At 64.2% G+C, this 22315-nt stretch carries 21 protein-coding genes and 1 pseudogene; 12 read left to right on the forward strand and 10 right to left on the reverse strand.

Annotated elements, in window-relative coordinates:
* Positions 1 to 23 precede the first annotated feature (23 nt).
* Complete coding sequence (locus tag AB3L03_RS16555) at positions 24 to 398, reverse strand: transcriptional regulator (protein ID WP_007616058.1); 375 nt, start codon at positions 396 to 398, stop codon at positions 24 to 26.
* Positions 385 to 1002, reverse strand: a complete 618-nt coding sequence (locus AB3L03_RS16560; RefSeq protein WP_368508926.1) for a hypothetical protein — start codon at positions 1000 to 1002, stop codon at positions 385 to 387. The genes AB3L03_RS16555 and AB3L03_RS16560 overlap by 14 nt, the downstream gene beginning before the upstream one ends.
* 199 nt (positions 1003 to 1201) lie before the next feature.
* Between AB3L03_RS16560 and AB3L03_RS16565 the strand changes: the two genes are divergently transcribed.
* On the forward strand, positions 1202 to 2449 hold the full coding sequence (locus AB3L03_RS16565) for a S1C family serine protease (protein ID WP_368508927.1): 1248 nt from the start codon (positions 1202 to 1204) through the stop codon (positions 2447 to 2449).
* Between the two features lie 72 nt (positions 2450 to 2521).
* Here the strand turns inward: AB3L03_RS16565 and AB3L03_RS16570 are convergent, their stop codons facing one another.
* Both AB3L03_RS16570 and AB3L03_RS16575 read right to left on the reverse strand, forming a co-directional pair.
* Positions 2522 to 2800, reverse strand: a complete 279-nt coding sequence (locus AB3L03_RS16570) for a DUF3551 domain-containing protein (protein ID WP_083926408.1) — start codon at positions 2798 to 2800, stop codon at positions 2522 to 2524.
* A 147-nt stretch (positions 2801 to 2947) separates the two neighbouring features.
* Positions 2948 to 3922 (reverse strand): Bug family tripartite tricarboxylate transporter substrate binding protein, encoded by a 975-nt coding sequence (locus AB3L03_RS16575; protein WP_368508928.1) that lies wholly within the window; start codon positions 3920 to 3922, stop codon positions 2948 to 2950.
* 125 nt (positions 3923 to 4047) lie between these two features.
* Between AB3L03_RS16575 and AB3L03_RS16580 the strand changes: the two genes are divergently transcribed.
* Together AB3L03_RS16580 and AB3L03_RS16585 are read left to right on the forward strand one after the other, a co-directional pair.
* On the forward strand, positions 4048 to 4467 hold the full coding sequence (locus AB3L03_RS16580; protein ID WP_368508929.1) for a VOC family protein: 420 nt from the start codon (positions 4048 to 4050) through the stop codon (positions 4465 to 4467).
* A 107-nt stretch (positions 4468 to 4574) separates the two neighbouring features.
* Positions 4575 to 6155, forward strand: a complete 1581-nt coding sequence (locus AB3L03_RS16585; RefSeq protein WP_368508930.1) for an AMP-binding protein — start codon at positions 4575 to 4577, stop codon at positions 6153 to 6155.
* 148 nt (positions 6156 to 6303) lie between these two features.
* On the opposite strand, the gene AB3L03_RS16590 is transcribed toward AB3L03_RS16585, so the two are convergent.
* The 3 genes from AB3L03_RS16590 to AB3L03_RS16600 form a co-directional block, all read right to left on the reverse strand.
* A complete protein-coding gene (locus AB3L03_RS16590) occupies positions 6304 to 7398 on the reverse strand; it encodes an HD-GYP domain-containing protein (protein WP_204513068.1) in 1095 nt (364 codons plus the stop codon).
* Between the two features lie 264 nt (positions 7399 to 7662).
* Complete coding sequence (locus AB3L03_RS16595; protein WP_204513067.1) at positions 7663 to 9945, reverse strand: molybdopterin cofactor-binding domain-containing protein; 2283 nt, start codon at positions 9943 to 9945, stop codon at positions 7663 to 7665.
* A complete protein-coding gene (locus AB3L03_RS16600) occupies positions 9942 to 10433 on the reverse strand; it encodes a (2Fe-2S)-binding protein (RefSeq protein ID WP_007616069.1) in 492 nt (163 codons plus the stop codon). The genes AB3L03_RS16595 and AB3L03_RS16600 overlap by 4 nt, the downstream gene beginning before the upstream one ends.
* Before the next feature lie 302 nt (positions 10434 to 10735).
* Between AB3L03_RS16600 and AB3L03_RS16605 the strand changes: the two genes are divergently transcribed.
* The 4 genes from AB3L03_RS16605 to AB3L03_RS16620 all read left to right on the forward strand — a co-directional run bounded on the left by AB3L03_RS16605 (position 10736) and on the right by AB3L03_RS16620 (position 13390).
* A complete protein-coding gene (locus tag AB3L03_RS16605) occupies positions 10736 to 11500 on the forward strand; it encodes an alpha/beta fold hydrolase (protein WP_018455846.1) in 765 nt (254 codons plus the stop codon).
* 20 nt (positions 11501 to 11520) lie between these two features.
* Entirely contained in the window at positions 11521 to 11856 is a 336-nt protein-coding gene (locus AB3L03_RS16610; RefSeq protein WP_026233039.1) for a hypothetical protein, read from the forward strand.
* Positions 11857 to 12096: 240 nt separating this feature from the next.
* Positions 12097 to 12771 carry a dienelactone hydrolase family protein gene (locus tag AB3L03_RS16615; protein ID WP_018455844.1) on the forward strand — a complete coding sequence of 225 codons (675 nt, stop codon included), beginning with the start codon at positions 12097 to 12099 and terminating at the stop codon, positions 12769 to 12771.
* A gap of 136 nt (positions 12772 to 12907) precedes the next feature.
* On the forward strand, positions 12908 to 13390 hold the full coding sequence (locus tag AB3L03_RS16620) for a hypothetical protein (protein WP_026233038.1): 483 nt from the start codon (positions 12908 to 12910) through the stop codon (positions 13388 to 13390).
* 100 nt (positions 13391 to 13490) lie between these two features.
* Here AB3L03_RS16620 and AB3L03_RS16625 read toward each other — a convergent pair whose 3' ends face one another.
* The 3 genes from AB3L03_RS16625 to AB3L03_RS16635 all read right to left on the reverse strand — a co-directional run bounded on the left by AB3L03_RS16625 (position 13491) and on the right by AB3L03_RS16635 (position 15570).
* Positions 13491 to 14234 carry a polysaccharide biosynthesis/export family protein gene (locus tag AB3L03_RS16625; protein ID WP_018455842.1) on the reverse strand — a complete coding sequence of 248 codons (744 nt, stop codon included), beginning with the start codon at positions 14232 to 14234 and terminating at the stop codon, positions 13491 to 13493.
* Positions 14235 to 14466: 232 nt separating this feature from the next.
* On the reverse strand, positions 14467 to 15123 hold the full coding sequence (msrA, locus tag AB3L03_RS16630; protein ID WP_247475054.1) for a peptide-methionine (S)-S-oxide reductase MsrA: 657 nt from the start codon (positions 15121 to 15123) through the stop codon (positions 14467 to 14469).
* Positions 15124 to 15252: 129 nt separating this feature from the next.
* Positions 15253 to 15570, reverse strand: coding sequence for a hypothetical protein (locus tag AB3L03_RS16635; RefSeq protein ID WP_007616084.1), 318 nt, complete (start codon positions 15568 to 15570; stop codon positions 15253 to 15255).
* Positions 15571 to 15990: 420 nt separating this feature from the next.
* Here AB3L03_RS16635 and rpsT point away from each other — a divergent pair, with 420 nt between their 5' ends.
* From rpsT to recF, 5 genes and pseudogenes are all read left to right on the forward strand, one after another.
* The gene (gene rpsT, locus AB3L03_RS16640) at positions 15991 to 16257 is read left to right on the forward strand and encodes a 30S ribosomal protein S20 (protein WP_007598259.1); all 267 of its coding nucleotides are present in this window, start codon (positions 15991 to 15993) and stop codon (positions 16255 to 16257) included.
* Between the two features lie 1280 nt (positions 16258 to 17537).
* On the forward strand, positions 17538 to 18950 hold the full coding sequence (dnaA, locus tag AB3L03_RS16645) for a chromosomal replication initiator protein DnaA (RefSeq protein ID WP_026233035.1): 1413 nt from the start codon (positions 17538 to 17540) through the stop codon (positions 18948 to 18950).
* Positions 18951 to 19330: 380 nt separating this feature from the next.
* Positions 19331 to 20449 carry a DNA polymerase III subunit beta gene (gene dnaN / locus AB3L03_RS16650; protein ID WP_007598262.1) on the forward strand — a complete coding sequence of 373 codons (1119 nt, stop codon included), beginning with the start codon at positions 19331 to 19333 and terminating at the stop codon, positions 20447 to 20449.
* Positions 20450 to 20658: 209 nt separating this feature from the next.
* A pseudogene (locus tag AB3L03_RS16655) lies at positions 20659 to 21023 on the forward strand (endonuclease domain-containing protein).
* 89 nt (positions 21024 to 21112) lie between these two features.
* Positions 21113 to 22249, forward strand: coding sequence for a DNA replication/repair protein RecF (gene recF, locus AB3L03_RS16660; protein ID WP_085361994.1), 1137 nt, complete (start codon positions 21113 to 21115; stop codon positions 22247 to 22249).
* Positions 22250 to 22315: the final 66 nt, after the last annotated feature.

The following is a 22315-nucleotide window of genomic DNA, read 5'->3' on the forward strand; positions in this document are numbered from 1 at the left end:
CTCCGGTCAAAAAAGGGGGAGGATCAGGTCGAGACGATACCGAGACGGCCGAGCGGCGCCGCCTCGCGGCCGGCAGCCTTGGCTGCGTCGCGCACCAGGCGTTCGAGCACGGCGAGATAGTCGAGGAAGCGGCGGCGGCCGGCCTTGGTCAGGCGGCAGGTCGTGTGCGGGCGATTGCCCTCATAGCCCTTGGTCACCTCGACGAGGCCGGCTTCCTGGAGCACGGCGAGATGCCGGCTGAGATTGCCGTCGGTGAGGCCGCAGAGCTGCTTGAGATCGGCGAACGCCAGACCTTTCGGATGCGCCATCAGCGAGGTCAGAAGTCCGAGCCTCGCCTTCTCGTGGATCACGCGGTCCAGTCCTTCATAAGAGAAGGGTGCGCTGTCAATCTTCGACATCATGGTCTCCCGATGCGAAATACAGAATGCCCGCCATCACCGATTGCCCGATCACGAAGGGCAGGCCCATGGTCCATGGCGACAGCGTATGGGTCTGGCTCGCGAGCACCACCACCGCAAAGCCGGATATGAAATACCAGGCGCCGGCGAGCGCCACGGTGCGCGGCAGCGAACGGACGGAGGCAAAAATGCCGAGCGACACCAGGATCTGCCACAGGCCCGGCAGCAGCCACAGCATTTCGCCCGCGAACTTCCACATCACCACCGCAAGCAGCACACCGGCAACGCCAGCGGGCAGGAATTGCTCGACGGCCTGGTGGATCATGGCATCAGCGAGGCCCGAATGATGGCGGCGCGAACGCGCGCGCATCTCGATGCCGATGATCAGGCCGGAGAGCGCGGCGGCAATGAACCAGCCGAAGAAGAAGCCGAGCGGTTCGCTGGTGGCATCACCAAGCAGCCAGAATTCCAGGATCGCGGTGAGAAGCGCGACCGCGCCGGTCGCGGCCATCGTCGCCGGGCCGTAACCGCGAAATGCCGTGCCTGCCGCAATCTGGCTGCGGATCGCCACGATGTCGGCCAGTGCCTTGTCGAGATCGCGCATTGGCAACGCCAAAACCTCGCTCCGCCTATCCCTGCCGGGTCTATCCGTCCGTTACTTTGTACCGCAAAGTATATCGGATTGCAAAGTAAAGGCAAGTCCCGAAGGTCGCCCGAGAGGATCCGTCCTCAACAGACAACTGCCGGTTGCGCGAGACGTCCTCCCGCAGATAAGATGCGCGCGAACGCGCTGGGGGGAGAGTATGTGGCTTAAGTCATTCATCGTTGCGTCATTATTGCAGGTGAGCGTCGTCACCGCAGCACAGGCAGCCGGCCCATTCGGCAGCGTCAAAATCGGCAATTGGGTCGGCGGCGCGTTCAGCAATGACGAAACGGGAGCCTTTTCGCATTGTGCCGCGACGGCGCCTTATGCCAACGGCGTCATTCTCGTCGTCGGCCAGAATGCTGGGGGCTCGTGGATCTTGAGCTTTGCCAGTCCCAGCTACCGCTTCAAGCAGGGCGAGAACGCCGCGATCGACGTCATCTTTGACGGACACGAGCAGGCCAGACTGTTCGCCACGGCCAACCAGACGAACATGCTCAGCTCCGTCATGCCTGCCAACGTGGTACGAACGTTTCAGAAGGCAAGCCTGATGGTCGCGACGAGCGGCCGCACCGTGCTGAATTTCGACCTGACCTCGGCCGGGCCCGTGATTGCGGCACTGGCCAATTGCGTCACCAAGGTGAAAGCCGACGGGCTCGACAAGGCCGGCGACTTCACCAAGATCGCCGCCAAGCCGCAGCCAGCGCCGGACAAGCAGGGACCGCCAGCCAACGGCAGCAAACCTGCCAGAGCCAAGAGCGGCACCGGGTTCGTCGTGAGTGCCAGCGGACACGTCGTCACCAATAACCATGTGATCAATGGCTGCATCGGCGACATCAAGGGCAATCTCACGGGCGAAGCCGGAATGGTTTTGCGCGTGGTGTCGAGCGACGCCAACAACGACCTCGCGTTGCTGCAGGCGCCGTCGACGACCATGTTCAAGGAGTTCGCCCGGATCCGCGACCGCTCGATCCGCTCCGGCGATTCCGTCGTCGCGATCGGCTTTCCCTTCCATGGGCTGCTGACTTCGGACTTCACCGTCACGACCGGCATCGTCAGCTCGCTCAGCGGCATGCGCAACGATTCGCGTTTCCTGCAAATCAGTGCGCCGGTGCAGCCCGGCAATAGCGGCGGCCCGCTGTTCGACACCACCGGGCAGATCGTTGGCGTCGTTACGGGAAAGCTGGACGGATTACGGATGGCCGCTGCGACCGGCAACATCCCCGAAAACATCAACTTCGCGATCAAGACCGGCGCGTTGCGCGACTTCCTCGACAACTCCGTGGTGCCTTACCAGACTGCCGAACCGAAAGGCGAGATCAAGACCACAGACATCGCGGGCAATGCGCGGCCCTACACGATGCTGATCTCATGCAACGGAATCGAGCAGGCCGACGCGAAGCGGTAGCGGCAACGCGGGCCGGCTGGAGGCGTCGAGCCTATACGAGGCGCTCCAACCGGGCTGAAGTCAGCCAGCTCGCTAGTACGGCGCGACGGGGCGCGGCCGCCGGTGCGATCGCGGTTGCGCCGGAGAAACCTGGCTGTAGGCAAAGCGGGGATTGCGATCGCAGTACAGCAGCCGGCCGGACACGCTGGCTTGGCATTGTTCATAGCTGCTGTAGGAGCATTCCCCCGGATAATCATACTCACCGCCCTGGGCACACCAAGGATAGTCGCGCGCCGCTGCCGGCGTAACCGTCGCGAAGCCGGCAAGGGCCGTCACGCCGAGTGCCACCAGCACCAATTGCGTCTTACGCATGATCTACTCCTCTCCTCACAGCGCATCATACGCGCCATATACCCATCAGGTTTCACGAAGCCGCTTTATTCCAGCTCAATGGCACGGCATCCAAGAAAAAAAGCCCTGCCGAACGGCAGGGCTCCATTCCCGGACATCACAAGATCGCTACTCGACCTTCAGGCCGGCGAACTCGACCACCTTCTTCCATTTCTCGGTCTCGGCCTTGATCTCGTCGCCGAACGCCTCGGGCGTCTGCGCCCGCGGCTCGCCGCCGAGCTCGACCAGGCGCTTGGCCATGTCCGGCTCCTTTATCAGCGTGTTGATCTCGCTGTTGAGCTTGGCGATGATCTCCTTGGGCGTGTTCTTCGGCGCCCCCATGCCGAACAGCGCGCTCGCCTCATAGCCCTTCACGGTCTCGCCGATCGCCGGCACGTCGGGCAGCTGCGGCGAGCGCTCCGCCGTGGTGACGCCGATGGCGCGGAGCGAGCCGGAGCGGATGTGCTGGATGATCGAGGGCATGTTGTCGAAGATCACCTGCACCTGGCCGCCGAGCATGTCGGTGATCGCGGGTGCGGCGCCGCGATAGGGCACGTGCTGCATCTTGCAGCCCGTCAGCGCCATGAACATCTCGCCGGACAGATGCACCGAGGTGCCGTTGCCCGAGGAGGCCATGTTGACCTTGCCGGGGTTGGCCTTCACGTATTCGATGAACTCGGCGACGGTCTTGGCCGGCACGTCCTTGTTGACGGTCATCACGTTCGGCACGCGCTGGAACGAGGCGACCGGCGCGATGTCGCGCACGAAGTTGAACTTCAGGCTGGTGTAGAGCGAGGCGTTGATGAAGTTGGCCGGATTGACCAGTTGCAGCGTGTAGCCGTCGGGTTCGGCGTTGACGACCGATTCGGTGGCGATATTGTTGCCGGCACCCGGCTTGTTTTCGATCACGAATTGCTGGCCGAACTTCTCCGACAACCGCTGGCCGATCAGGCGCGCCAGGATGTCGGTGGCTCCGCCCGGCGGATAGCCGACCACCCATTTCACCGGATGGGTCGGGTAATCGGCGGCAAGGGCCTTCGACAGCGGGCTGGCTGCAAGCGGACTGGCGGCGAGCAGGCTCAGCGCGGTACGGCGTGTGATCATCTCAAGGGTTCTCCCAACGTGTTGTTCTTGAAGCCAGATAGCTTGAAAATGGCGTCGGCGCGGTTGTAACAAAGCTTGCCGCAGGCGGAAAGTACACGGGGCGCATCACGACGAAAGGATAAGGCATGGCGGTCAAGGTCGAAGCCCTCGATCATCTCGTGATCAACGTCGCGGACGTCGCAGTGACCGCCGAGTGGTACGGCAAGATTCTCGGCATGGAAGTCAAGGTGTTCGACCCCGGCGGCGGCAAAGCGCCGCGGACGTCGCTACAATTCGGTAACCAGAAGATCAACGTCCGGCCGCGCGATGCCGACAAGGTGGAGTGGTTCACCGCGGACCACCAGACCGCCGGCAGCGAGGATCTGTGCTTCCTCACCTCCGCCAGCCCCGACGAGGTGGTGGCGCATTTGAAGGCACATGGCGTTGCGATCGAAGAGGGCCCGATTCCCAAGCAGGGCGCCCGCGGCACGCTGCGCTCGGTCTATTGCAGGGATCCGGATGGCAGCCTGATCGAGATTTCGTCATACGAGGACGGCGGCCGGTAAGGCCAAGCCGCCTGCCCCACGCACCGTCGCATGAGGGCTGAGAGAGCAGGAAGACGCAATCATCAAAACGCGGCCGCCGGCAAGATGCAGGCTGCACGGGAGGACATATGCCGACTTCGCAAGCCGCCGCCGGAATCGTCGGCCCATTCGACGGGCTCGATGTGCCCTGGCTGCTGAAGATGCGGGCTGACGTGCGCAGCTCACATCCGTTCCTGATCTGGGCGCCGTTCGACGCGCCTGCGCGGCGCTGGAGCTATGGCGAGTTTCACGAGCGGGTCGGCGCGCTCGCGGCGGGACTGACGAAGCGCGGCGTGAAGCCGGGCGAATATGTGCTCATTCACCTCGACAATTGCATCGAGGCGCTGCTGGCCTGGTTCGCCTGTGTCGAACTCGGCGCCATCGCGGTGACCACCAACACGCGCTCGGCGCCGGCCGAACTCGACTATTTTGCCGATCATTGCGGCGCGGTCGCCGGGATCACACAGCCGGCCTATGCCGAGATCGTCGCGCAGAATTGCCGCAACATCCGCTGGATGGCGGTGACTTCGCACGATGCGGGCGCGCCGCCCGAGAACCCGGTCTCACGCGGCGACAGCTTTGAGGAGCTGTTCGCCGACAGCGCCGACCGTCCCAGGCGCGCGATCGATCCGCTCGCGCCGTGCAGCGTCCAATACACCTCGGGCACGACATCGCGCCCCAAGGCGGTGCTGTGGACCCACGCCAACGCGCTGTGGGGCGCCAAGATCAACGCCGCGCACGAAGACCTGCACGCAAGCGACGTGCATCAGGCCTATCTGCCGCTGTTCCACACCAACGCGCTGGCCTATTCGATGCTGGCGACGCTATGGGTCGGCGCCACCTGCGTGATCCAGCCGCGCTTTTCCGCCAGCCGGTTCTGGGGCGCTGCGCGCGAGCACGGCTCGACCTGGACCTCGACGATCCCGTTCTGCATGAAGGCGCTGCTCGAACAGGACATCCCGCGCGATCACAAATTCCGTTTGTGGGGCACCGCGATCAACGAGCCGCCGGCCTTCGCCGCCTTCGGCGTCAAGATCATCGGCTGGTGGGGCATGACCGAGACCATCACCCACGGCATCGTCGGCGAGATCGACCAGCCCAACATCCCGATGTCGATCGGCCGCGCCGCGCCGGAATATGAAATCCGCATCACCGACGACGACGGGCGGCCGACCGAAATCGACGGCACCGGAAATCTCTCGATCAAGGGCATTGTCGGCCTGTCGCTGTTCGCCGCATATCTGCACAACGAAAAGGCGACGCGCGAGAGCTTCGACGAGCACGGCTTCTTTCTCACCGGTGACCGCGTGGGGCGGCTGGAGAACGGCTACATTCGCTTCGCAGACCGCAGCAAGGACATGCTGAAGGTCGGCGGCGAGAACGTCGCCGCGTCGGAGATCGAGCAGGTGGTCGCACTGGTCCCCGGCGTGCGCGAGGCCGCCGTGGTGGCGAAGACGCATCCGATGCTGGACGAGGTGCCGGTCGTCTTCGTCATCCCGCAGGGTGGCGTCGCCGCTGCGCGGCCCGATCTGCACGAGGCCGTGATGGCCGCCTGCCGCGCCGGCCTCGCCGACTTCAAGGTGCCGCGCGAGATCCGCTTCGTCGACGACATGCCGCGCTCGACGCTGGAGAAGGTGGCGAAGGCGGAGCTGAGGAAGATGGTGGGGTAGCACGAGCGATTACCACAACGTCGTCCTGGCGAACGCCAGGACCCATACCGCGTGATCTATGCAATGGGCCGGATGGTCGTTGCCACAGTGTTCGCCAAACGAGCGCTCGGGGTAATGGGTCCTGGCTTTCGCCAGGACGACACCGAGCTCAGAACGACCCCAGCGCCACCGGGCGGAACGCTTGCAACAGCTGCTGGTCCAGCTTGCCGCCCATGCCCTCCATCATCGCAAACGCGCGCGAGTGGGTGAAGGGCATGCGATAGGCGCGCTTCTCCACGAGTGCCGCGTAGATGTCGACGATCGTCGTGACCCGCACGATATCGCTGATCTGGTTCGACGAGAGATTGTTGGGATAGCCCGAGCCGTCGAGGAATTCGTGGTGATGCAGCACGACGTCCAGCATCTCCGGCGGAAAGCCGCCTTGAGCCGCGAGCGCGTCATAGCCGCGGCGCGGATGCTGGCGGACTTCGGCCATCTCCTCGTCGGTGAGCTTGCCGGCCTTGTCGAGCAGCGCGGAGGGAACGAACGCCTTGCCAACGTCGTGCAGCAGCGCGGCACGGGTCAGCCGGCGCTGGTCGTCCTCGCGCATGCCGAGGTGCTGGGCGAAGGAGACCGCAAATCCGGTCACGAACAGGCAATGCCGGTAGCTGCCGACATGGTGGCAGCCAACCGTGGTGAGCCACTCGCGCAGCGAGGAGTGCTTGATCGCCTTCAGGATCTTGCTCTCGGCGGCGATGATGTCGTCGAAGGTCAGGGGTACGCCGAGCGGCAGCTTCTCGAACATCTTCTTCAGTACCGCGTGCGCGGCCTCGACGCCGCGATTGAGCGTCTTGCCGCGATCGGTCGCGTCATAGACGGCGGTGTCGGGGAAGGCCGCACGGATGCGCTGCAGGATGTCCTCGGGCTGAAGCGGCCGCGAGATGGTGTCGGTGGCGCCCAGCGCCCAGGCCTGCATGGTGCCGTGATGCAGGGCGTCCGCAAGCACGAACAGACGAGGCATGGCGCGATAGGCGTCGCCGCGCAGCTTGTTGCGCACCCGCTGCACGCTGTCGGGCGAGCGCAGATTGATGTCGACCACGAGGCCGGAGAGATCGCGCGAGGGCTGCTCGGGGAGCTCCTGCGTCGTTACAGTGGCAACGTCGCCGACCGCCTTGAGAATGCTGGCGAGCTCGGTGCTCTCGTCGCTCCGGTCGGAGGCGAGCAGAAGCCGGCGTTTGGCGGCGGGTTTGGCTGAGGCGTTCATGGCTTCCCCAAGAGCACGGGCGTGTTTCGGGCAAAAGCCTAAGCCGGATCAGGTTCTCCGGCCCTTAAGAGGCGTGCTCAATGGAACCCTGCGGAATCTGGGACAATTTTACGGAATTCGCGTCCCCGGCGGTTCCAATCAAAAACCTCGAAAACAACCCCATGCACAGTAGAGATGTGGTTGCAAACACAGAGCTTTTTTAACGACGAATCCGCCGGGGGCTGCCCCCGGCGGATCATGTCAGGTCAACAATCGCAACCAGCCTTACGCCTTCATCGCGCCCTTCACGGCTTCGGCCGTGATCGGCAGGGCCCGGACGCGGGCGCCCGAGGCGTTGAAGATGGCATTGCCGATCGCGGGTGCGATCACTGTCACCGCGGGTTCGCCGACGCCAGTGGCCTTTTCGCCATTGGCGATCACGGCGATCGCGACCTCCGGCACCTGGCTCATGCGCAAGGGCGTGTAGCTGTCGAAATTGGTCTGTTCGATGCCACCGTCCTTCAGCGTCGCCTTCTCGTACATCGCCAGTGACAGGCCCCACAGCGCCGCACCCTCGACCTGGGCGCGGATGTTGTCGGGATGCACCTGCGTGCCGACATCGGTGGCGACCGTGAGCTTCTTCACGGTCACTTCGCCCGATGGCGCCACGGCGACGTGAGCGACGCAGGCCGTCCAGCTTGCGGTCGCGCGTTCCTGCGACGAGACGCAGGCCACGCCCATGCCCTCACCTTTCGGCAGCTTCCTGGTGCCGTAGCCGGCAAGACCCATCGCGGCGAGCAGCGTATTGCGCAGCCGCTGCGCACCGCCGTCGTTCTTGCCTGCACCGTCGAGCAGCGAGATGCGGAACTGCGCGGGGTCCTTGCCCGCCGCCGCCGCGATCTCGTCGATCATGCTTTCGACCGCCCAGAAGGTCCAGCCCGGCGCGACCGAGCGGAGCTGGCCGGACGGCGTCGCGTTGTGCGCCATCTCATTCTTGATCGCGCGCACATGATGGTTGGGCACGGTGTAGAAGAAGTCGGCCCCGTTCACCGTGAAGGAGTCGAGCGGACCCTTCTTGTCGACCGAGGGCGTCAGGAAATCGGGTATTCCCCAGCGCTGGGTCGGCCACGCCGAAACCACGTCGTGGCTGAGCGCGATGAGCTTGCCGTCGCCGTCCACGCCTGCCTTCACTTTCTGGTAGGTGAGCGGACGCGAGAAATCCATCGTCATGTCGTTCTCGCGCGTATAGATCACCTTCACCGGCTTGCCGATGGCCTTCGCCGCCTGCACCGCCGGAATCATCATGTCGGCATCGAGCCTGCGGCCAAAGCCGCCGCCGAGCCACATCTGATGCATGACCACGAACTTCGGATCGATCCCGGCCGCACCCGCCGCGATCGCGCCGGAGCGCGTTGCGAACTGGTTGCCGGAATAGATGTGCAGGATCTCGCCCTTGAACTCCGCAGTGGCGTTCATCGGCTCCATCGGCGCATGGATATTGATGCTGGTGGTGTACTCCGCCTCCAGCACCTTGGCCGCCGTGCCGAACGCCGCCGCGGGATCGCCGTCCTTGACGAAGAACTGGCCGGAATCCTCCTGCTTCTGAAGCCGCATGGCCTCGTCGAGCAGCGACTGGCTCGACACCTTCGCGTTTGGACCGCCGTCATAGGCAATCTTGAGCGCCTGCGCCGCCTTCTTGGCGTTGGCATAGGTGCCGGCGACCGCGACGACCCAGCCCGAGGTCGTTCCGGTCTTGTCGTCGAGGGTGACGGCCTTGATGAAGCCCGGCACTTTCTTGGCGGCACTGTCGTCGACCGATTTCACCGTGGCGCCGAAGCGCACGGGCGGCGTCACGACCGCGCCATAGGCCATGCCTGGCAGCATCACGTCGATGCCGTATTTGGCCGTGCCGTTGGTCTTGGAGGGAATGTCGAGCTGCGGCACCGACACGCCGATCATGGTGTATTGATCCGGCGTCTTCAGCTTGATCGCCTTCAGCTCGTCCGGCGTGAAGGTTTTTGTCGCCTTGCCGCTCTTGACGACATCGGCGAAGGACATCGCCTTCTTCGACTTCGGGTGCGAGATCATGGAATCGCGCACCACGAGCTCCGACGCCGGCACGCCCATCGCGGCGGCCGCGCCTTCTGTCAACGCCATCCGCCCGGCAGCGCCGGCGCGGCTCATGGCCTCGAAGTTCATCATGGTCGACCAGCTGCCGCCGGTGATCTGAGCGCCCAACACGGGATCGTTGAACTTCGGATCGTTGGAGGCAAGCTGTACGCGCATGTCGCTCCACTTCGCGCCCAGCTCTTCGGCCACGATCTGCGCCATGGTGGATGCGATGTGCTGGCCCATGTCGGCCTTGCCGCAGGTGACGGTGACGAGACCATCGGGCGCGATCGCGTACCAAACGCTCGGCTCGAAGTTCGAAGGCGCCGCAAGCGCCTCACCGATGCCGGGCACGCCGGCATAGCCGAGCACGAGGCCGGTGGCCGCTGTGCCGACCAGGAAGGAGCGGCGGCTGAGATCGGTCGCCTCGGGCGCAACGTTGTTCACGTGCTTGTTCATGTGGGCCTCCGCTCGTTGCCGGAGGCGGATGCGGTGCGCATCTCGGTTGCGGCGCGCATGATTGCCTTCTGGATCCGCGAATAGGTCATGCAACGGCAAAGATTGCCGTCCATATGCGCCACGACCTCTTCCTTGGTCGGGTTGGGATTCTTCGCCAGCAGCGAGGCCGCCTGCATGATCTGACCGGACTGACAGTAGCCGCATTGCGGCACCTGTTCGGCGATCCATGCCTTCTGCAAGGGATGGTCGCCCTTGGCGGCGAGGCCTTCGATGGTGGTGATCTTCTTGCCGGCGACATCGCCGACCATGGTCTGGCACGAACGCACGGCTTCACCGTTGACGTGCACGGTGCAGGCCCCGCACAGGCCGGCACCGCAGCCGAATTTGGTGCCGGTCATCTGCAATTGCTCGCGGATCGCCCAGAGGAGCGGCGTGTCGTTCGCCGCATCCACGGACAGACTCCGCCCGTTGATGGTGAGAGTTGGCATAGGCGTCTTCCCCTGCCGGTGCATGAAGCCGCTTACGGCGGCAACTTGAGTAGCGGACGCCCACCGGGCCGGCGCCAGCCTTGATCGCAAGAATGATCGCGTTCAGGCGCGGAGGCAAATGCAATTTGGAATCGATCGAAACAAACGAGGCGCGCATCTTGTGCGTTGCGAGAACAGCGGTGATGCAGCGGCTGAACGCAACAGAGTGCACGCCAAGCAGGCAGGCCATCGCATTCAGGCAGTTTCCTCCGAGTAACCCGGCGCGTTAAGATGGGGGAAGACAAGATAATAAGGTGGATGCAATGCCTAAGATCGATCGGGACGGCGTTGGAATCCATTACGAGGTTCATGGCGAGGGCTGGCCGCTGCTGCTCACCCACGGCTACTCATCGACTTCGGCAATGTGGCATGGGCAGGTCGAGGCACTTGCCCGGGATCACAAGCTGATCTTGTGGGACATGCGCGGTCACGGCCAGTCCGACTATCCCGACGATCCCGCCGCTTACAGCGAAGCACTCACCGTCGGCGACATCGCCGCGATCCTCGATGTGGTCGGCACGGAGCGCGCCATCATTGGCGGGCTCTCGCTCGGCGGCTACATGTCGCTTGCCTTCGCTCGCGCGCATCCAAAGCGCGTCCGCGCGCTGCTGATCATCGACACCGGCCCCGGCTTCAAGAAGGACGATGCACGCGAGGCCTGGAATGCGCGCGCGCTCGCCACTGCCGACAAATTCGATCGCGAAGGGCTCGACGTGCTGAAGGCGGCAACGCGCGAGCGCGCCACCGCGAGCCATCGCGATGCCAGGGGATTGGCGCTCGCCGCACGCGGCATGCTGACCCAGCGCGATGCGAAGGTGATCGAGCTGCTGCCGGAGATCAAGGTGCCCAGCCTGATCGTGGTCGGCGCCGACGACACGCCGTTCCTAGCTGCCTCGGACTACATGGCCGCGAAAATTCCCGGCGCACAAAAAGTCGTGATCCCCGCCGCCGGACACGCCGTCAACATCGACCAGCCACAGGCTTTTGTTGACGCGGTGCTGCCTTTCCTGAAGAACTTGCCGGAATAGGTCGGACAGGAACAGTGGCGATGAAGCGAGCTATATTGGCTGCGGGCGCGGTGTTGCTGTCAGCATCCGCGCAAGCCGAGCAACTCGGCGGGACATTGCCCCGCCTGCCCTTCGTCGCGACCTTGTCGAACAACACGCCGCTCGCTTTCGGCATGGATGCCGACCAGACTGCGCGGGCGCTGGGGCAACCGCTGCAATATGTGCGGGGACGCCCCGGCAACGAGATCTATCTCGCCCTTCGCAACATCGGCGGCAGCAGACTGATCCCCACCCGTCACCGCCTGTTCCTGCAATTCCGCCACGGACGGCTGGCGGGCTGGAAGGAGGATTATGGCGAGAACTGGATGTGGGAGTGAGAGTGGCTTTTCATGACGCAGAGCAATCGTCTCTGCGCCATCATGCGTTGGAGCTGCCACATCGTCACGGCCGGGCTTGTCCCGGCCATCCACGATCTTTCCTACCGCACCAAGAACGTGGATGCCCGGGACATAGGCGAGCGGAAGCGACGCCGTCCTTCGGACGGCTACGCCCGGGCATGACGAGTTTGTGGAACGAGCGGAACCCGCAATCGAAGACTAACCAAAAGGACAACCCGCGTGCGACAGGACATCAAGCTGACGGCCTCCGACAAATTCCAGCTCAGTGCCTATCGCGCTGACCCCGCCGGCACGGCGAAGGGCGCGGTGGTGGTGATCCAGGAGATTTTTGGGGTCAACCATCACATCCGCTCGGTCTGCGATCGCCTCGCCGGGGAAGGCTATGTCGCGATCGCGCCGTCGATCTTCGACCGGACCTCGCCGGGCTTCCAGTCCGGCTACTCGCCCGACGAGATCGCGGAAGCGCGCAAGTTCGTCGCCAGTCCGGACTGGGACGCGATGCTGCGCGACACGCAGGCGGCGATCGATGCGGTGAAGAGCGTCGGCCCGGTCGGCATCATCGGCTTTTGCCTGGGCGGCAGCATCGCCTTCGTCGCGGCGACGCGGCTGTCGGGCCTGAAGGCCGCGATCGGCTATTACGGCGGCGCCGTCGTGCGCTATGCCGACGAGACACCAAAAGTTCCGACACAGCTGCACTTTGGCGAGAAGGATGCCGGCATTCCCCTGACCGACGTCGAGACCATCAAGACGAAGCGGCCGGACGTGGAGGTCTTCGTCTATCCGGGCGCGCAGCACGGCTTCCATTGCGACGAGCGGACGAGCTACGACAAGGCCAGCGCCGACATCGCCTGGCCGCGCAGCATGGAATTTTTCGCGAAGCATTTGAAATCGTAGCGCGCGCGGCTGTCTTCGCTGTCATTCCGGGCTCGCGCTTCGCGCGCCCCGGATGACGAGCAGGAATCGGGTGGCTGCATCCTGCTGCCCGGCGATAGAGCTGGCTGATCAAGCCAATTCGCGCCGGGAGATCATGATGCAGCAGGCCAATACGAACATCGTCATCCGCAATCCGTTCGGCACCATGGACGTGCCCGCGCCTGATGATCGCGACGTCATGGACTATGCCGCAACCGCCGCGCTTGCCGGCGATGCGGCTGACGTCAACGCGGCGGCATGGGCAATTATCGCGGCACAGTCAGACCCGCTCGACGGCATCTGGGCCAGCCGCTGGAATGGCGGCGCAGATCCGACCATTGCCGGCGATACGCCGCAAGCCTGGAAAGAAGGACGCGCGGAGGTGCGGGTCGCAGGCGAGCGCATTTTCCTCCGCTTCGACTGGGACCATGGCCGCCGGCACGGGCTGATCGATACGGCGCGTGATCGCGCGGGTCGCCTGGTCGGGAAATATATCAACCTGACCAACCCGGCGATCACACGGCCATGGGTTGGACTGGTGGTCGACGCCACCAGGATCGACGGATGTTTTCCGAACGGGCGTCTGGATTTCAGGCGGTGAGCTAGAGCTTCGGTTCTGATTGCATCAGAACCGAGGCTCTAGATTCTTTTCTGACGCGTTTTCTTTACGCGAACCGGCATCCACTTCGCTCGAAAACGCTCTAGAACCAGCGCTCGCCGACAAACACGGTGTCGCCGGGGCTCAAGGGGGTGCCGAGCGGCACCACGGCGCGCATGGCGCCGCCGGCTTCGGTGTGCGTGACGGTGACCACGTCGCGCTTGGCGCGGGGCGAGAAGCCGCCGGCGATCGCGACGGCGCTTTCGACCGTCATGTTCGGCACGTAAGGATACTGGCCGGGCGCGGAGACTTCGCCGAGAATGAAGAACGGACGATAGGCCTCGATCTCGACGGCGACCGAGGGCTCGCGAATGTAGCCGTTGCGCAGCCTTGCGGCGATCTCGCCGGCAAGACCCGCGGGGGTGCGGCCGCGTGCCGGCACGCCGCCGATCAGCGGCATGGTGATGGAGCCGCCGGCGTCGATTGCGTAGCTGTTGGTGAGACCTTCCTGGCCGTAGACAACCACGCGCAGCTTGTCGCCGGCGTCGAGATGATAGGAGGCATCGTAGCGAACAGGCGCCGCCATCGGCGCGGCATAACCGACCGGCATGGGCGCAGGCGAGGCAAAGGAATTGCTGAGTGCTGCGATGGCACCGCCGCCACTGCCGACGACGGCGGGCTGCGGCGCGTTGTACGGCTGGCCATAGACCATCGAATCGAGATCGGCGCGCGGCTGCACATAGGCGACGGGACCAGCGGTTTGCATGCAGCCGCCAAGGGTCAGCGCGGCGGACGCTGCCAGGGATGCTGCCGAGATCGACCATCGAAACGCGCGTGCAACCGGCACCGGACTTATCCCTCGAAACGAGACAGATCCAGTGATGCACCGGTTATGGTTAATAAAGCGTTGAGGGGGCGGGTGGCTTGGCAATGGTACCAAACACTCCGTCATGCCCGGGCGTAGCCGTCCGAAGGACGGCGTCGCTTCCGCTCGCCTATGTCCCGGGCATCCACGTTCTTGGTGCCGCACGAAATATCGTGGATGGCCGGGACAAGCCCGGCCATGACGAGGGACCAGCTTACGCGCTCACACCGACGCCGATCGGGCAGGACACGCCGGTGCCGCCCAGGCCGCAATAGCCGGCGGGATTCTTGGCCAGATATTGCTGATGATAGTCCTCGGCAAAGTAGAATTCGCCGGCGGGTGCGATCTCGGTGGTGATGGTGCCGAGACCTTTTGCAGCAAGCGCCTTCTGATAGAGCGCCTTCGATTGATCGGCCGCTTTCTTCTGCGCGTCTGAATAGGTGTAGATCGCGCTCCGGTACTGCGTGCCGACGTCGTTGCCCTGACGCATGCCCTGCGTCGGGTTGTGGCTCTCCCAGAACGTCTTCAATAGCTTCTCGTACGACACCTTGGTGGGATCGAACACGACCAGCACCACTTCGGTGTGACCGGTGCGGCCCGAGCAGGTCTCTTCATAGGTCGGGTTCGGCGTGTGGCCGCCGGCATAGCCGACCGCAGTCGTGTAAACGCCGTCGCCGAGCTCCCAAAACTTGCGCTCGGCGCCCCAGAAGCAGCCGAGCCCGAACACCGCCTGCTCGAGACCGGCGGGATAAGGCGGCTGCAACTTCGCGCCGTTGACGAAATGGGTGGTCGCGGTCGGAATGGCTTGCGCACGGCCCGGCAGCGCTTCCGCGGCGCTCGGCAATGCGGTGGTCTTGCGCATGAACAGCATGGACGGATCTCCGAACGAGCCGTGCATCGCCTGGGCTAATTACTCAGGCGGCGTGCTCGCGATCAGGTGGGAATATAGGTCTTTACGCACGGAGCGGCAGCCCTGTTACAGCGCGGCATGCTCGAAAGCTCAATCCCGGGAATAGCCGATCAACGGCTTGCGCGGGCGGAACAGGATCATCAGGAGGATGCCGAGAATGCCGAGGACGGCGAAAACCGGCTGATCCAGCACCAGGCGGATCACCGAGGTCCACAGCCAGGGCGCCTTGGCCTCAACCCAGGTCCGGAATGCCGTCTGGCTGGCCTGATTGATGTCGTTCCAGAACTGGCCGAAGCGGGTGAACCGCAGGGTCTGGTCGGCCACCCAGCGGGCGCCATCATAGACCATGAAGATGAACCCGCCGGCGAGCAGCAACAGCCCAATCAGTCGGAAAAAGCCGCGGATCATGCCTCACCCTATATAGTCGTCCGATCGGACGACCCTCGGAACGCCGCCAGCCAATACAAGGGAGACGGCAGAAATTCAACCTCTTCAGGGCGTTACGGCACTCATCCCGGCTCTGAGGGGCTGCTTTTGCAGCCCGGGAAAGCGTTGACGGTGCCGAAGACCCTCTCTATAAGGGCGCCAACTGGCGGCGGGCGCAATCCTGCCGCCGCTGTTCTTTGAGCAGATGCAGGCTCTTTGGGCTTAGAGGCTTCTTGGGCTGAGAGGCTCCTTGGGCCTCAGAGGCAGCCGTAAGGCCGTCGCTCATGTTCCGGGAACAGCCTAGCAACCGAACACCCTAATTCCGAGCGTCGATTACGCGGTCAAGCAAGCCGGCGCTACCCGACGAAGACGCGACCGGTACCCGCAAAGGACATTGAGACCATGGCCAATACCACTTCCGCCAAGAAAGCGACGCGCAAGATCGCCCGCCGCACCGCTGTCAACAAGTCGCGCCGCACCCAGATGCGCGGTGCCGTACGTAACGTCGAAGAAGCGATCAAGACCGGCGACCGCGCCGCTGCCGTGACGGCGCTGGCGAATGCCGAGCCCGCCTTGATGCGCGCCGCGCAGCGAAACATCATTCACAAGAACAATGCCAGCCGCAAAGTCTCGCGGCTCACCGCGCAGATCGCCAAGCTCGCCAAGTAAACTCGCGAGCGTTCTGGCACGCCGTCCGATCGAGTCGTTCGATCGGGCGATCACATCGCACATCACACGCGTCAAATAGCCCGGCCTCACGCCGGGCTTTTTTGTTGCCCGTCATATTCACGCAAGCAGTCACGCGTCGAACGACCTTCGATCGGAGGATTGCGGCGCTTGCACCATGACGCGTCCGTAGTTTTACCTGCGAATGGTTTTGCAACAGCGGAAACTTGCACCGCGGTGCAAAAAGCCCCTGCGAGGCGGGCGCAAGTTGAATTCGCGGGCTTGCGAGTTCTGCACACCGTAGTTTCCCCGGATCGCGTCACGCGATGGAGTTACCCTGTGAAACGAGACTCAAAAAACGATGGCTCGCTAACAACTTATCGACATAGTGAGGCCAAGCATTTGGAAAATTCACCCGCGCGTCGCGCGCGTGACGCTTTTGTAAAAAATTTTTGGCGGTGGCGGAGAATTGTCACATCGGACGCGGCATCTTCGATTCTGTGCACGAATCCAAAAACTTGCTCTGAAGCCTGTGCACAAGTGCCGCGTGGCGTTAACGCAGATCAAGATTTTTGATGCCTCAAGTGTGAATCAATTCCGTTGCGAGTCTTTCCGCATAGTGTATTCCTTAAGACGTCAGCGGCGCCCACGATCTTGAGACCAGCGCGGTATCGGAAACGGGGCGAGCGTGCAAATCGGCGGCGGTGTGCACGTAGGCGACGCTTCAACAAGCGATTGTCGGATCAAAACCCACAGCAATGTGGGAACGGTAGCTCTTTGTCTGAATGTCTCCAAGCGGGATCTTTCTCTCGCGCTTAAGAGACATCTTGAAAGCTGCCCCGACAGGCATGATGGCGAAGCCGAGCGGACGACGAGTACACGGGCAGGCATCCGACTACGAAGCGGGTGTCGTTTGGACACGCAGGACCTTGTCGTGAGCAATCACGGCAGGACGGGGAGGTATCATGTCTTACGAACTCAACGCGGTATTGAAACACATTTCGACTTCCAGCATTTCGACTTCCAGCGATGCCGTTTTAGATCCGTCGGACATCAAGCCTCCCGCGTGTAACGGAGCGCCGAGTACGCGCTGACCTCGCGACCCCTCCATCTCTAGACATTGCTGATCGGACGCGGCGTTTCCGCCGAACGGTCGAGCCATGCCTGCAGGTGAAATCGCTTGAGGTCCCGCCAGCGCAAATATCCCTGAGCAGGTATCCCTGGCAGGAACTCAGCATGGCGCTCACCACGCAACCTTATCTCTCAAGAAAAGTTCTCAAATGATGACAACCCCGGAACAGGATCGCTGGTCACGCGTGAAGAGTCGGCTGCGCTCGAACGTAGGCGAGGACGTCTATACGAGCTGGTTCGCGCGCATGGATCTGGAAGGCGTCCAGGACGAGAGCGTGCGTCTGTCGGTGCCAACCCGCTTCCTGAAGAGCTGGATCCAGGCCCATTATGCCGAGCGCGTGCTGTCGTGCTGGCAGGCCGAGATGCCGGAAGTGCATCGCATCGATCTCACCGTGCGCTCGGCCGTGCGCCCCGTGGTGCAGCAGAAGGAAGCGCCCGCGCCGGTCGAAACGCGCCGCTCGCCTGCGCCGGAGCTGCGCTCGACCGCGACCGCGCCGGTCTCGGCCAATCATGATGCACTCGGCGGCTCGCCGCTCGATCCGCGCCTGACGTTTGCGAGCTTCGTCGTCGGCCGTTCCAACACGCTGGCGCATGCGGCTGCGCGTCAGGTCGCCGAGGGTCGTCGCGGCGATCCCGTCATGTTCAATCCGCTCTACATCCATGCGGGTGTCGGCCTCGGCAAGACGCATCTCTTGCAGGCGGTGACCTGGGCCGGCAATTCCGGCAACGAGCGCAAGGTGCTTTATCTCACCGCCGAGAAATTCATGTACGGCTTCGTGGCCGCGCTGAAGACGCAGACGGCGCTCGCCTTCAAGGAAGCGTTGCGCGGCATCGACGTGCTCGTGATCGACGATCTCCAGTTCCTGCAGGGCAAGTCGACCCAGGCCGAGTTCTGCCACACGCTGAACGCGCTGATCGATGCCGGCCGCCAGGTCGTGATCGCGGCCGACCGTCCGCCGTCCGACCTCGAAAGCCTCGACGACCGCGTGCGCTCGCGGCTGGCCGGCGGCCTCGTGGTCGAAATGGCCTCGCTCGGCGAGGAGCTGCGGCACGGTATTCTCAAGTCGCGCGTCGCAGCCGCCCGCGCCCATCATGCGACCTTCGAGGTGCCGGAGGAGGTGCTGACCTATCTGGCCCGCGCCATCACCCATAACGGCCGGGATCTCGAAGGCGCGATCAACCGCCTGCTCGCGCATTCGAAGCTCAACAATCGGCCGGTGACGCTGGAGATGGCGGAGCACGAGGTGCGCGACCTGATCCGGCCGCAGGAACCGAAGCGGATCAAGATCGAGGACATCCAGCGCGTGGTGGCACGGCAGTATAATGTCAGCCGCTCCGATCTCCTGTCCTCGCGCCGGACCGCCAACGTGGTCCGTCCGCGCCAGGTGGCGATGTATCTCGCCAAGACGCTGACCTTGCGATCGCTCCCCGAGATCGGCCGCCGCTTCGGTGGGCGCGACCACACCACGGTGCTGCACGCCGTGCGCAAGATCGAGGCCCTGGTTTCCAAGGACACGGCGCTGTCGGACGAGGTCGAATCGCTCAAGCGCCAGCTTCAGGAATAAACGCCTATTTGCTTCTGCGCGGGTGCGACCACATCCAAGCTGCATCGGAGGTCGTCATGCCCGGGCCTGTCCCGGGCATCCACGTTCTTAGGACCGCGAACCCAGACGTGGATGGCCGGGACAAGCCCGGCCATGACGGGCGCAGAGACGTCCTTGGCCGGCGAGGCGTTCAGCGCGTTGCGGAAACATAGGTAAATCGTGGGGAACTGCCCGCAATCCCTTGAATCCGGGGGCCATCCGCGCCACCTTGCGCGACCCTGACGGCTTTGGTCATATCGGCTGGATGATCCGGCTTTCCGGGGTCTTCGGTGCCGTGGCGCGCGTCCCGCCGCCCGGCTTTTCCAGATTTGTGTTTCCTTGGGGATCGGGCGAGTAGTGCAATGAAGGTTACGGTCGAACGCGCGCAACTCCTGAAGTCGCTGGGCCACGTCCACCGCGTGGTCGAACGCCGCAACACGATTCCGATCCTCGGCAACGTGCTTGTTAGGGCCGAAAACGCGAAATTGTCGCTGAAGGCGACCGACCTCGACCTCGAGGTCACGGAAACGCTCGCGGCGGAAACCGCGACCGCGGGCTCGACCACCGTGCCGGCGCACATGTTCTACGACATCGTGCGCAAGCTGCCGGATGGTTCGCAGATCGTGCTCGAAGCCGACGGCGACCGCGCCGTGCTGGCGATCCGTGCCGGGCGCTCCCGCTTCACGCTGCAGACCCTGCCGGAAAACGATTTCCCGGATCTCGCCGCCGGCGACATGTCGCATTCGTTCAGCCTCGCCGCCAAGGACGTCAAGCGGCTGATCGATCGCACCCAGTTCGCGATCTCCACGGAGGAGACCCGCTATTATCTCAACGGCATCTACCTGCATGCCGCGGGCTCCGCCAAAGCCGCCACCCTGCGCGGCGTCGCCACCGACGGCCACCGCCTCGCCCAGCTCGACCTGGTGCAGCCCAAGGGTGCCGAGGGCATGCCCGGCGTGATCGTGCCGCGCAAGACGGTCGGCGAGGTGCAGCGCCTGATCGAGGACAACGAGGCCGAGGTCACGATCGAGCTGTCGCAGGCCAAGATCCGCTTCACCATCGGCAATGTGGTGCTGACCTCGAAGCTGATCGACGGCACCTTCCCCGATTACGGCCGCGTGATCCCGCAGGGCAACGACAAGGAGCTCGTCGTCGACAAGAAGGATTTCGAGAACGCGGTCGACCGCGTCTCGACGATTTCCAGCGAGCGCGGGCGAGCCGTGAAACTCTCGCTGTCGCCGGGCAAGCTGGTGCTGTCGGTGACCAATCCGGATTCCGGCAGCGCGACCGAAGAGCTCGAAGTCGAATACGCCTCCGACGCCCTCGATATCGGCTTCAACTCCCGCTATCTGCTCGACATCGCCGCCCAGATCGAAGGCGACGTCGCAACGCTCCGGCTCGCCGACCCGGGCTCACCGACTCTGGTGCAAGACCGCGACGACAAGAGCGCGCTCTACGTGCTGATGCCGATGCGGGTGTGAGGGACGTGGTCCTCCTCTCGCGACACCTTTTATGCAGAGACAACCCCTCACCCGGCCTCGCTGCGCGAAGCCCCCTCTCCCACAAGGGGAGAGGGGGAAGCTACAGCTTCGCCTGCCGAAACAAGCGCAATGCACGTTGCTGCGCCCTCTCCCCTTGTGGGAGAGGGCATCTCCACGGGCGGATACATACTCAGTCGGGTGAGGGGTTCGTGCCGCAGGAACCATCCCATCGGCCAGTCTCCAAACGTCTTCGCCAATTCGCGAAGAATATGCGGCACGAACCGGCGGATGCGGAAGCGGCAATGTGGCGCCTGCTCAGGCACCGGCAACTCTCCGCTTTCAAGTTTCGCCGGCAGGTCCCGTTCAACACCTACATTCTCGACTTCGTCTGCTTTGAGAAGCGCCTGGTGATCGAGATCGACGGCGGTCAGCACGGAGAATCACGACGCGATGCAGCGCGTGACGCAGCTCTCTCGCCGAAGGCTTTGTCATCGCGCGCTACTGGAACAACGACGTGCTCCAGCGACCCACTTCTGTATTGGAGGACATCCTTGCAAAGCTCGCCGAGCGGTAAGATACCCCTCACCCGTCGCCTCACCTTGTGAGGCGCCACCCTCTCCCACAAGGGGAGAGGGGAAGAATCGCGGCCACGACAAAGATCTGATGACCCCCTCCCGCATTCATCGCCTGACGCTGACGCATTTTCGTAATTACCGGGCGGCGGGGCTCGAGACGGCGGCCGACATGGTGGTCCTGGTCGGGCCGAACGGAGCGGGCAAGACCAATTGCATCGAGGCGATCTCGTTCCTGTCGCCGGGACGCGGCCTGCGGCGTGCGACGCTGGACGACGTCGCCGACAACCAGGGCGACGGCTCCTGGGCGGTGTCGGCACAGGTCGAGGGCGCGCTGGGCCTTGCCACGCTCGGCACCGGCATCGATCCGCCGCGCGCAGATAGCCCGGTCAGCCGGCGCTGCCGCATCGACCGCGAACCGGTCAATTCGGCGGCGGCGTTCGGCGACCACATCCGCATGGTATGGCTGACGCCGGCGATGGACGGGCTGTTCATGGGAGCGGCGTCCGAGCGGCGGCGCTTCTTCGACCGCCTGGTGCTCGCCATCGACAGCGACCATTCCAGCCGCATCTCCGCGCTCGAACGTTCGCTGCGTTCGCGCAACCGACTGCTCGAGACGCGCAATTACGACGACCATTGGTGTGACGCGATCGAGCGTGAGACCGCGGAGCTTGCGGTCGCGGTCGCCGCAACGCGCGGCCAGACCGCGGCGCGTCTGACCGGCATGCTGAACGCTCGCGCGCAGGCCTCCGCCTTCCCTTCGGCGCAGATCGCGCTCGACGGCTGGATGGAGAACGCGCTGCTGACGGAGACCGCGACGTCGGTCGAGGACCGCTACCGCCAGATCCTGCGCGACAACCGTCCGCGTGACGCCATCGCCGGCCGTACCACGGATGGTCCGCATCTCACCGATCTGCAGGTGATCTACGCGCCGAAAAGCATGCCGGCGCGCGATGCCTCGACCGGCGAGCAGAAGGCGTTGCTGATCGGGCTGGTGCTGGCGCATGCGAGCCTGGTCGCCGAGATGACCGGCATCGTGCCGCTGCTGCTACTCGACGAGGTCGTCGCGCATCTCGATCCCGGCAGGCGCGCGGCGCTGTTCGACGAGCTGCGCAAGCTCGGCGCGCAGGTGTGGTTGACCGGCGCAGACCCTGCCGCCTTCGCCGAGATCGGCGCCGGGGGCGAGATCTTTGACGTCGAAAGCGGCCAGGTATCGGCCCGGCGCTAGTCGCCGCCGTTGAACCGGCCCCATTTCTGCCGCGACTAGTTGCCGGAGGCCGCGCCGACGGCGTCG

It is taken from the genome of Bradyrhizobium lupini (assembly GCF_040939785.1).
GTDB lineage: Bacteria > Pseudomonadota > Alphaproteobacteria > Rhizobiales > Xanthobacteraceae > Bradyrhizobium > Bradyrhizobium canariense_D.

What these genes read in the sequence shown, in the direction of transcription:
- AB3L03_RS16595 (WP_204513067.1), bottom strand. Translation starts at nt 9,945, where the DNA reads ATGAACAAGCACGTGAACAACGTTGCGCCCGAGGCGACCGATCTCAGC.
- AB3L03_RS16620 (WP_026233038.1), top strand. Translation starts at nt 12,908, where the DNA reads ATGCAGCAGGCCAATACGAACATCGTCATCCGCAATCCGTTCGGCACC.
- AB3L03_RS16565 (WP_368508927.1), top strand. Translation starts at nt 1,202, where the DNA reads ATGTGGCTTAAGTCATTCATCGTTGCGTCATTATTGCAGGTGAGCGTC.
- recF (WP_085361994.1), top strand. Translation starts at nt 21,113, where the DNA reads ATGACCCCCTCCCGCATTCATCGCCTGACGCTGACGCATTTTCGTAAT.
- dnaA (WP_026233035.1), top strand. Translation starts at nt 17,538, where the DNA reads ATGACAACCCCGGAACAGGATCGCTGGTCACGCGTGAAGAGTCGGCTG.
- AB3L03_RS16605 (WP_018455846.1), top strand. Translation starts at nt 10,736, where the DNA reads ATGCCTAAGATCGATCGGGACGGCGTTGGAATCCATTACGAGGTTCAT.
- AB3L03_RS16575 (WP_368508928.1), bottom strand. Translation starts at nt 3,922, where the DNA reads ATGATCACACGCCGTACCGCGCTGAGCCTGCTCGCCGCCAGTCCGCTT.
- dnaN (WP_007598262.1), top strand. Translation starts at nt 19,331, where the DNA reads ATGAAGGTTACGGTCGAACGCGCGCAACTCCTGAAGTCGCTGGGCCAC.
- msrA (WP_247475054.1), bottom strand. Translation starts at nt 15,123, where the DNA reads ATGCTGTTCATGCGCAAGACCACCGCATTGCCGAGCGCCGCGGAAGCG.
- AB3L03_RS16580 (WP_368508929.1), top strand. Translation starts at nt 4,048, where the DNA reads ATGGCGGTCAAGGTCGAAGCCCTCGATCATCTCGTGATCAACGTCGCG.
- AB3L03_RS16585 (WP_368508930.1), top strand. Translation starts at nt 4,575, where the DNA reads ATGCCGACTTCGCAAGCCGCCGCCGGAATCGTCGGCCCATTCGACGGG.
- AB3L03_RS16560 (WP_368508926.1), bottom strand. Translation starts at nt 1,002, where the DNA reads ATGCGCGATCTCGACAAGGCACTGGCCGACATCGTGGCGATCCGCAGC.
- AB3L03_RS16570 (WP_083926408.1), bottom strand. Translation starts at nt 2,800, where the DNA reads ATGCGTAAGACGCAATTGGTGCTGGTGGCACTCGGCGTGACGGCCCTT.
- AB3L03_RS16555 (WP_007616058.1), bottom strand. Translation starts at nt 398, where the DNA reads ATGTCGAAGATTGACAGCGCACCCTTCTCTTATGAAGGACTGGACCGC.
- rpsT (WP_007598259.1), top strand. Translation starts at nt 15,991, where the DNA reads ATGGCCAATACCACTTCCGCCAAGAAAGCGACGCGCAAGATCGCCCGC.
- AB3L03_RS16635 (WP_007616084.1), bottom strand. Translation starts at nt 15,570, where the DNA reads ATGATCCGCGGCTTTTTCCGACTGATTGGGCTGTTGCTGCTCGCCGGC.
- AB3L03_RS16600 (WP_007616069.1), bottom strand. Translation starts at nt 10,433, where the DNA reads ATGCCAACTCTCACCATCAACGGGCGGAGTCTGTCCGTGGATGCGGCG.
- AB3L03_RS16610 (WP_026233039.1), top strand. Translation starts at nt 11,521, where the DNA reads ATGAAGCGAGCTATATTGGCTGCGGGCGCGGTGTTGCTGTCAGCATCC.
- AB3L03_RS16590 (WP_204513068.1), bottom strand. Translation starts at nt 7,398, where the DNA reads ATGAACGCCTCAGCCAAACCCGCCGCCAAACGCCGGCTTCTGCTCGCC.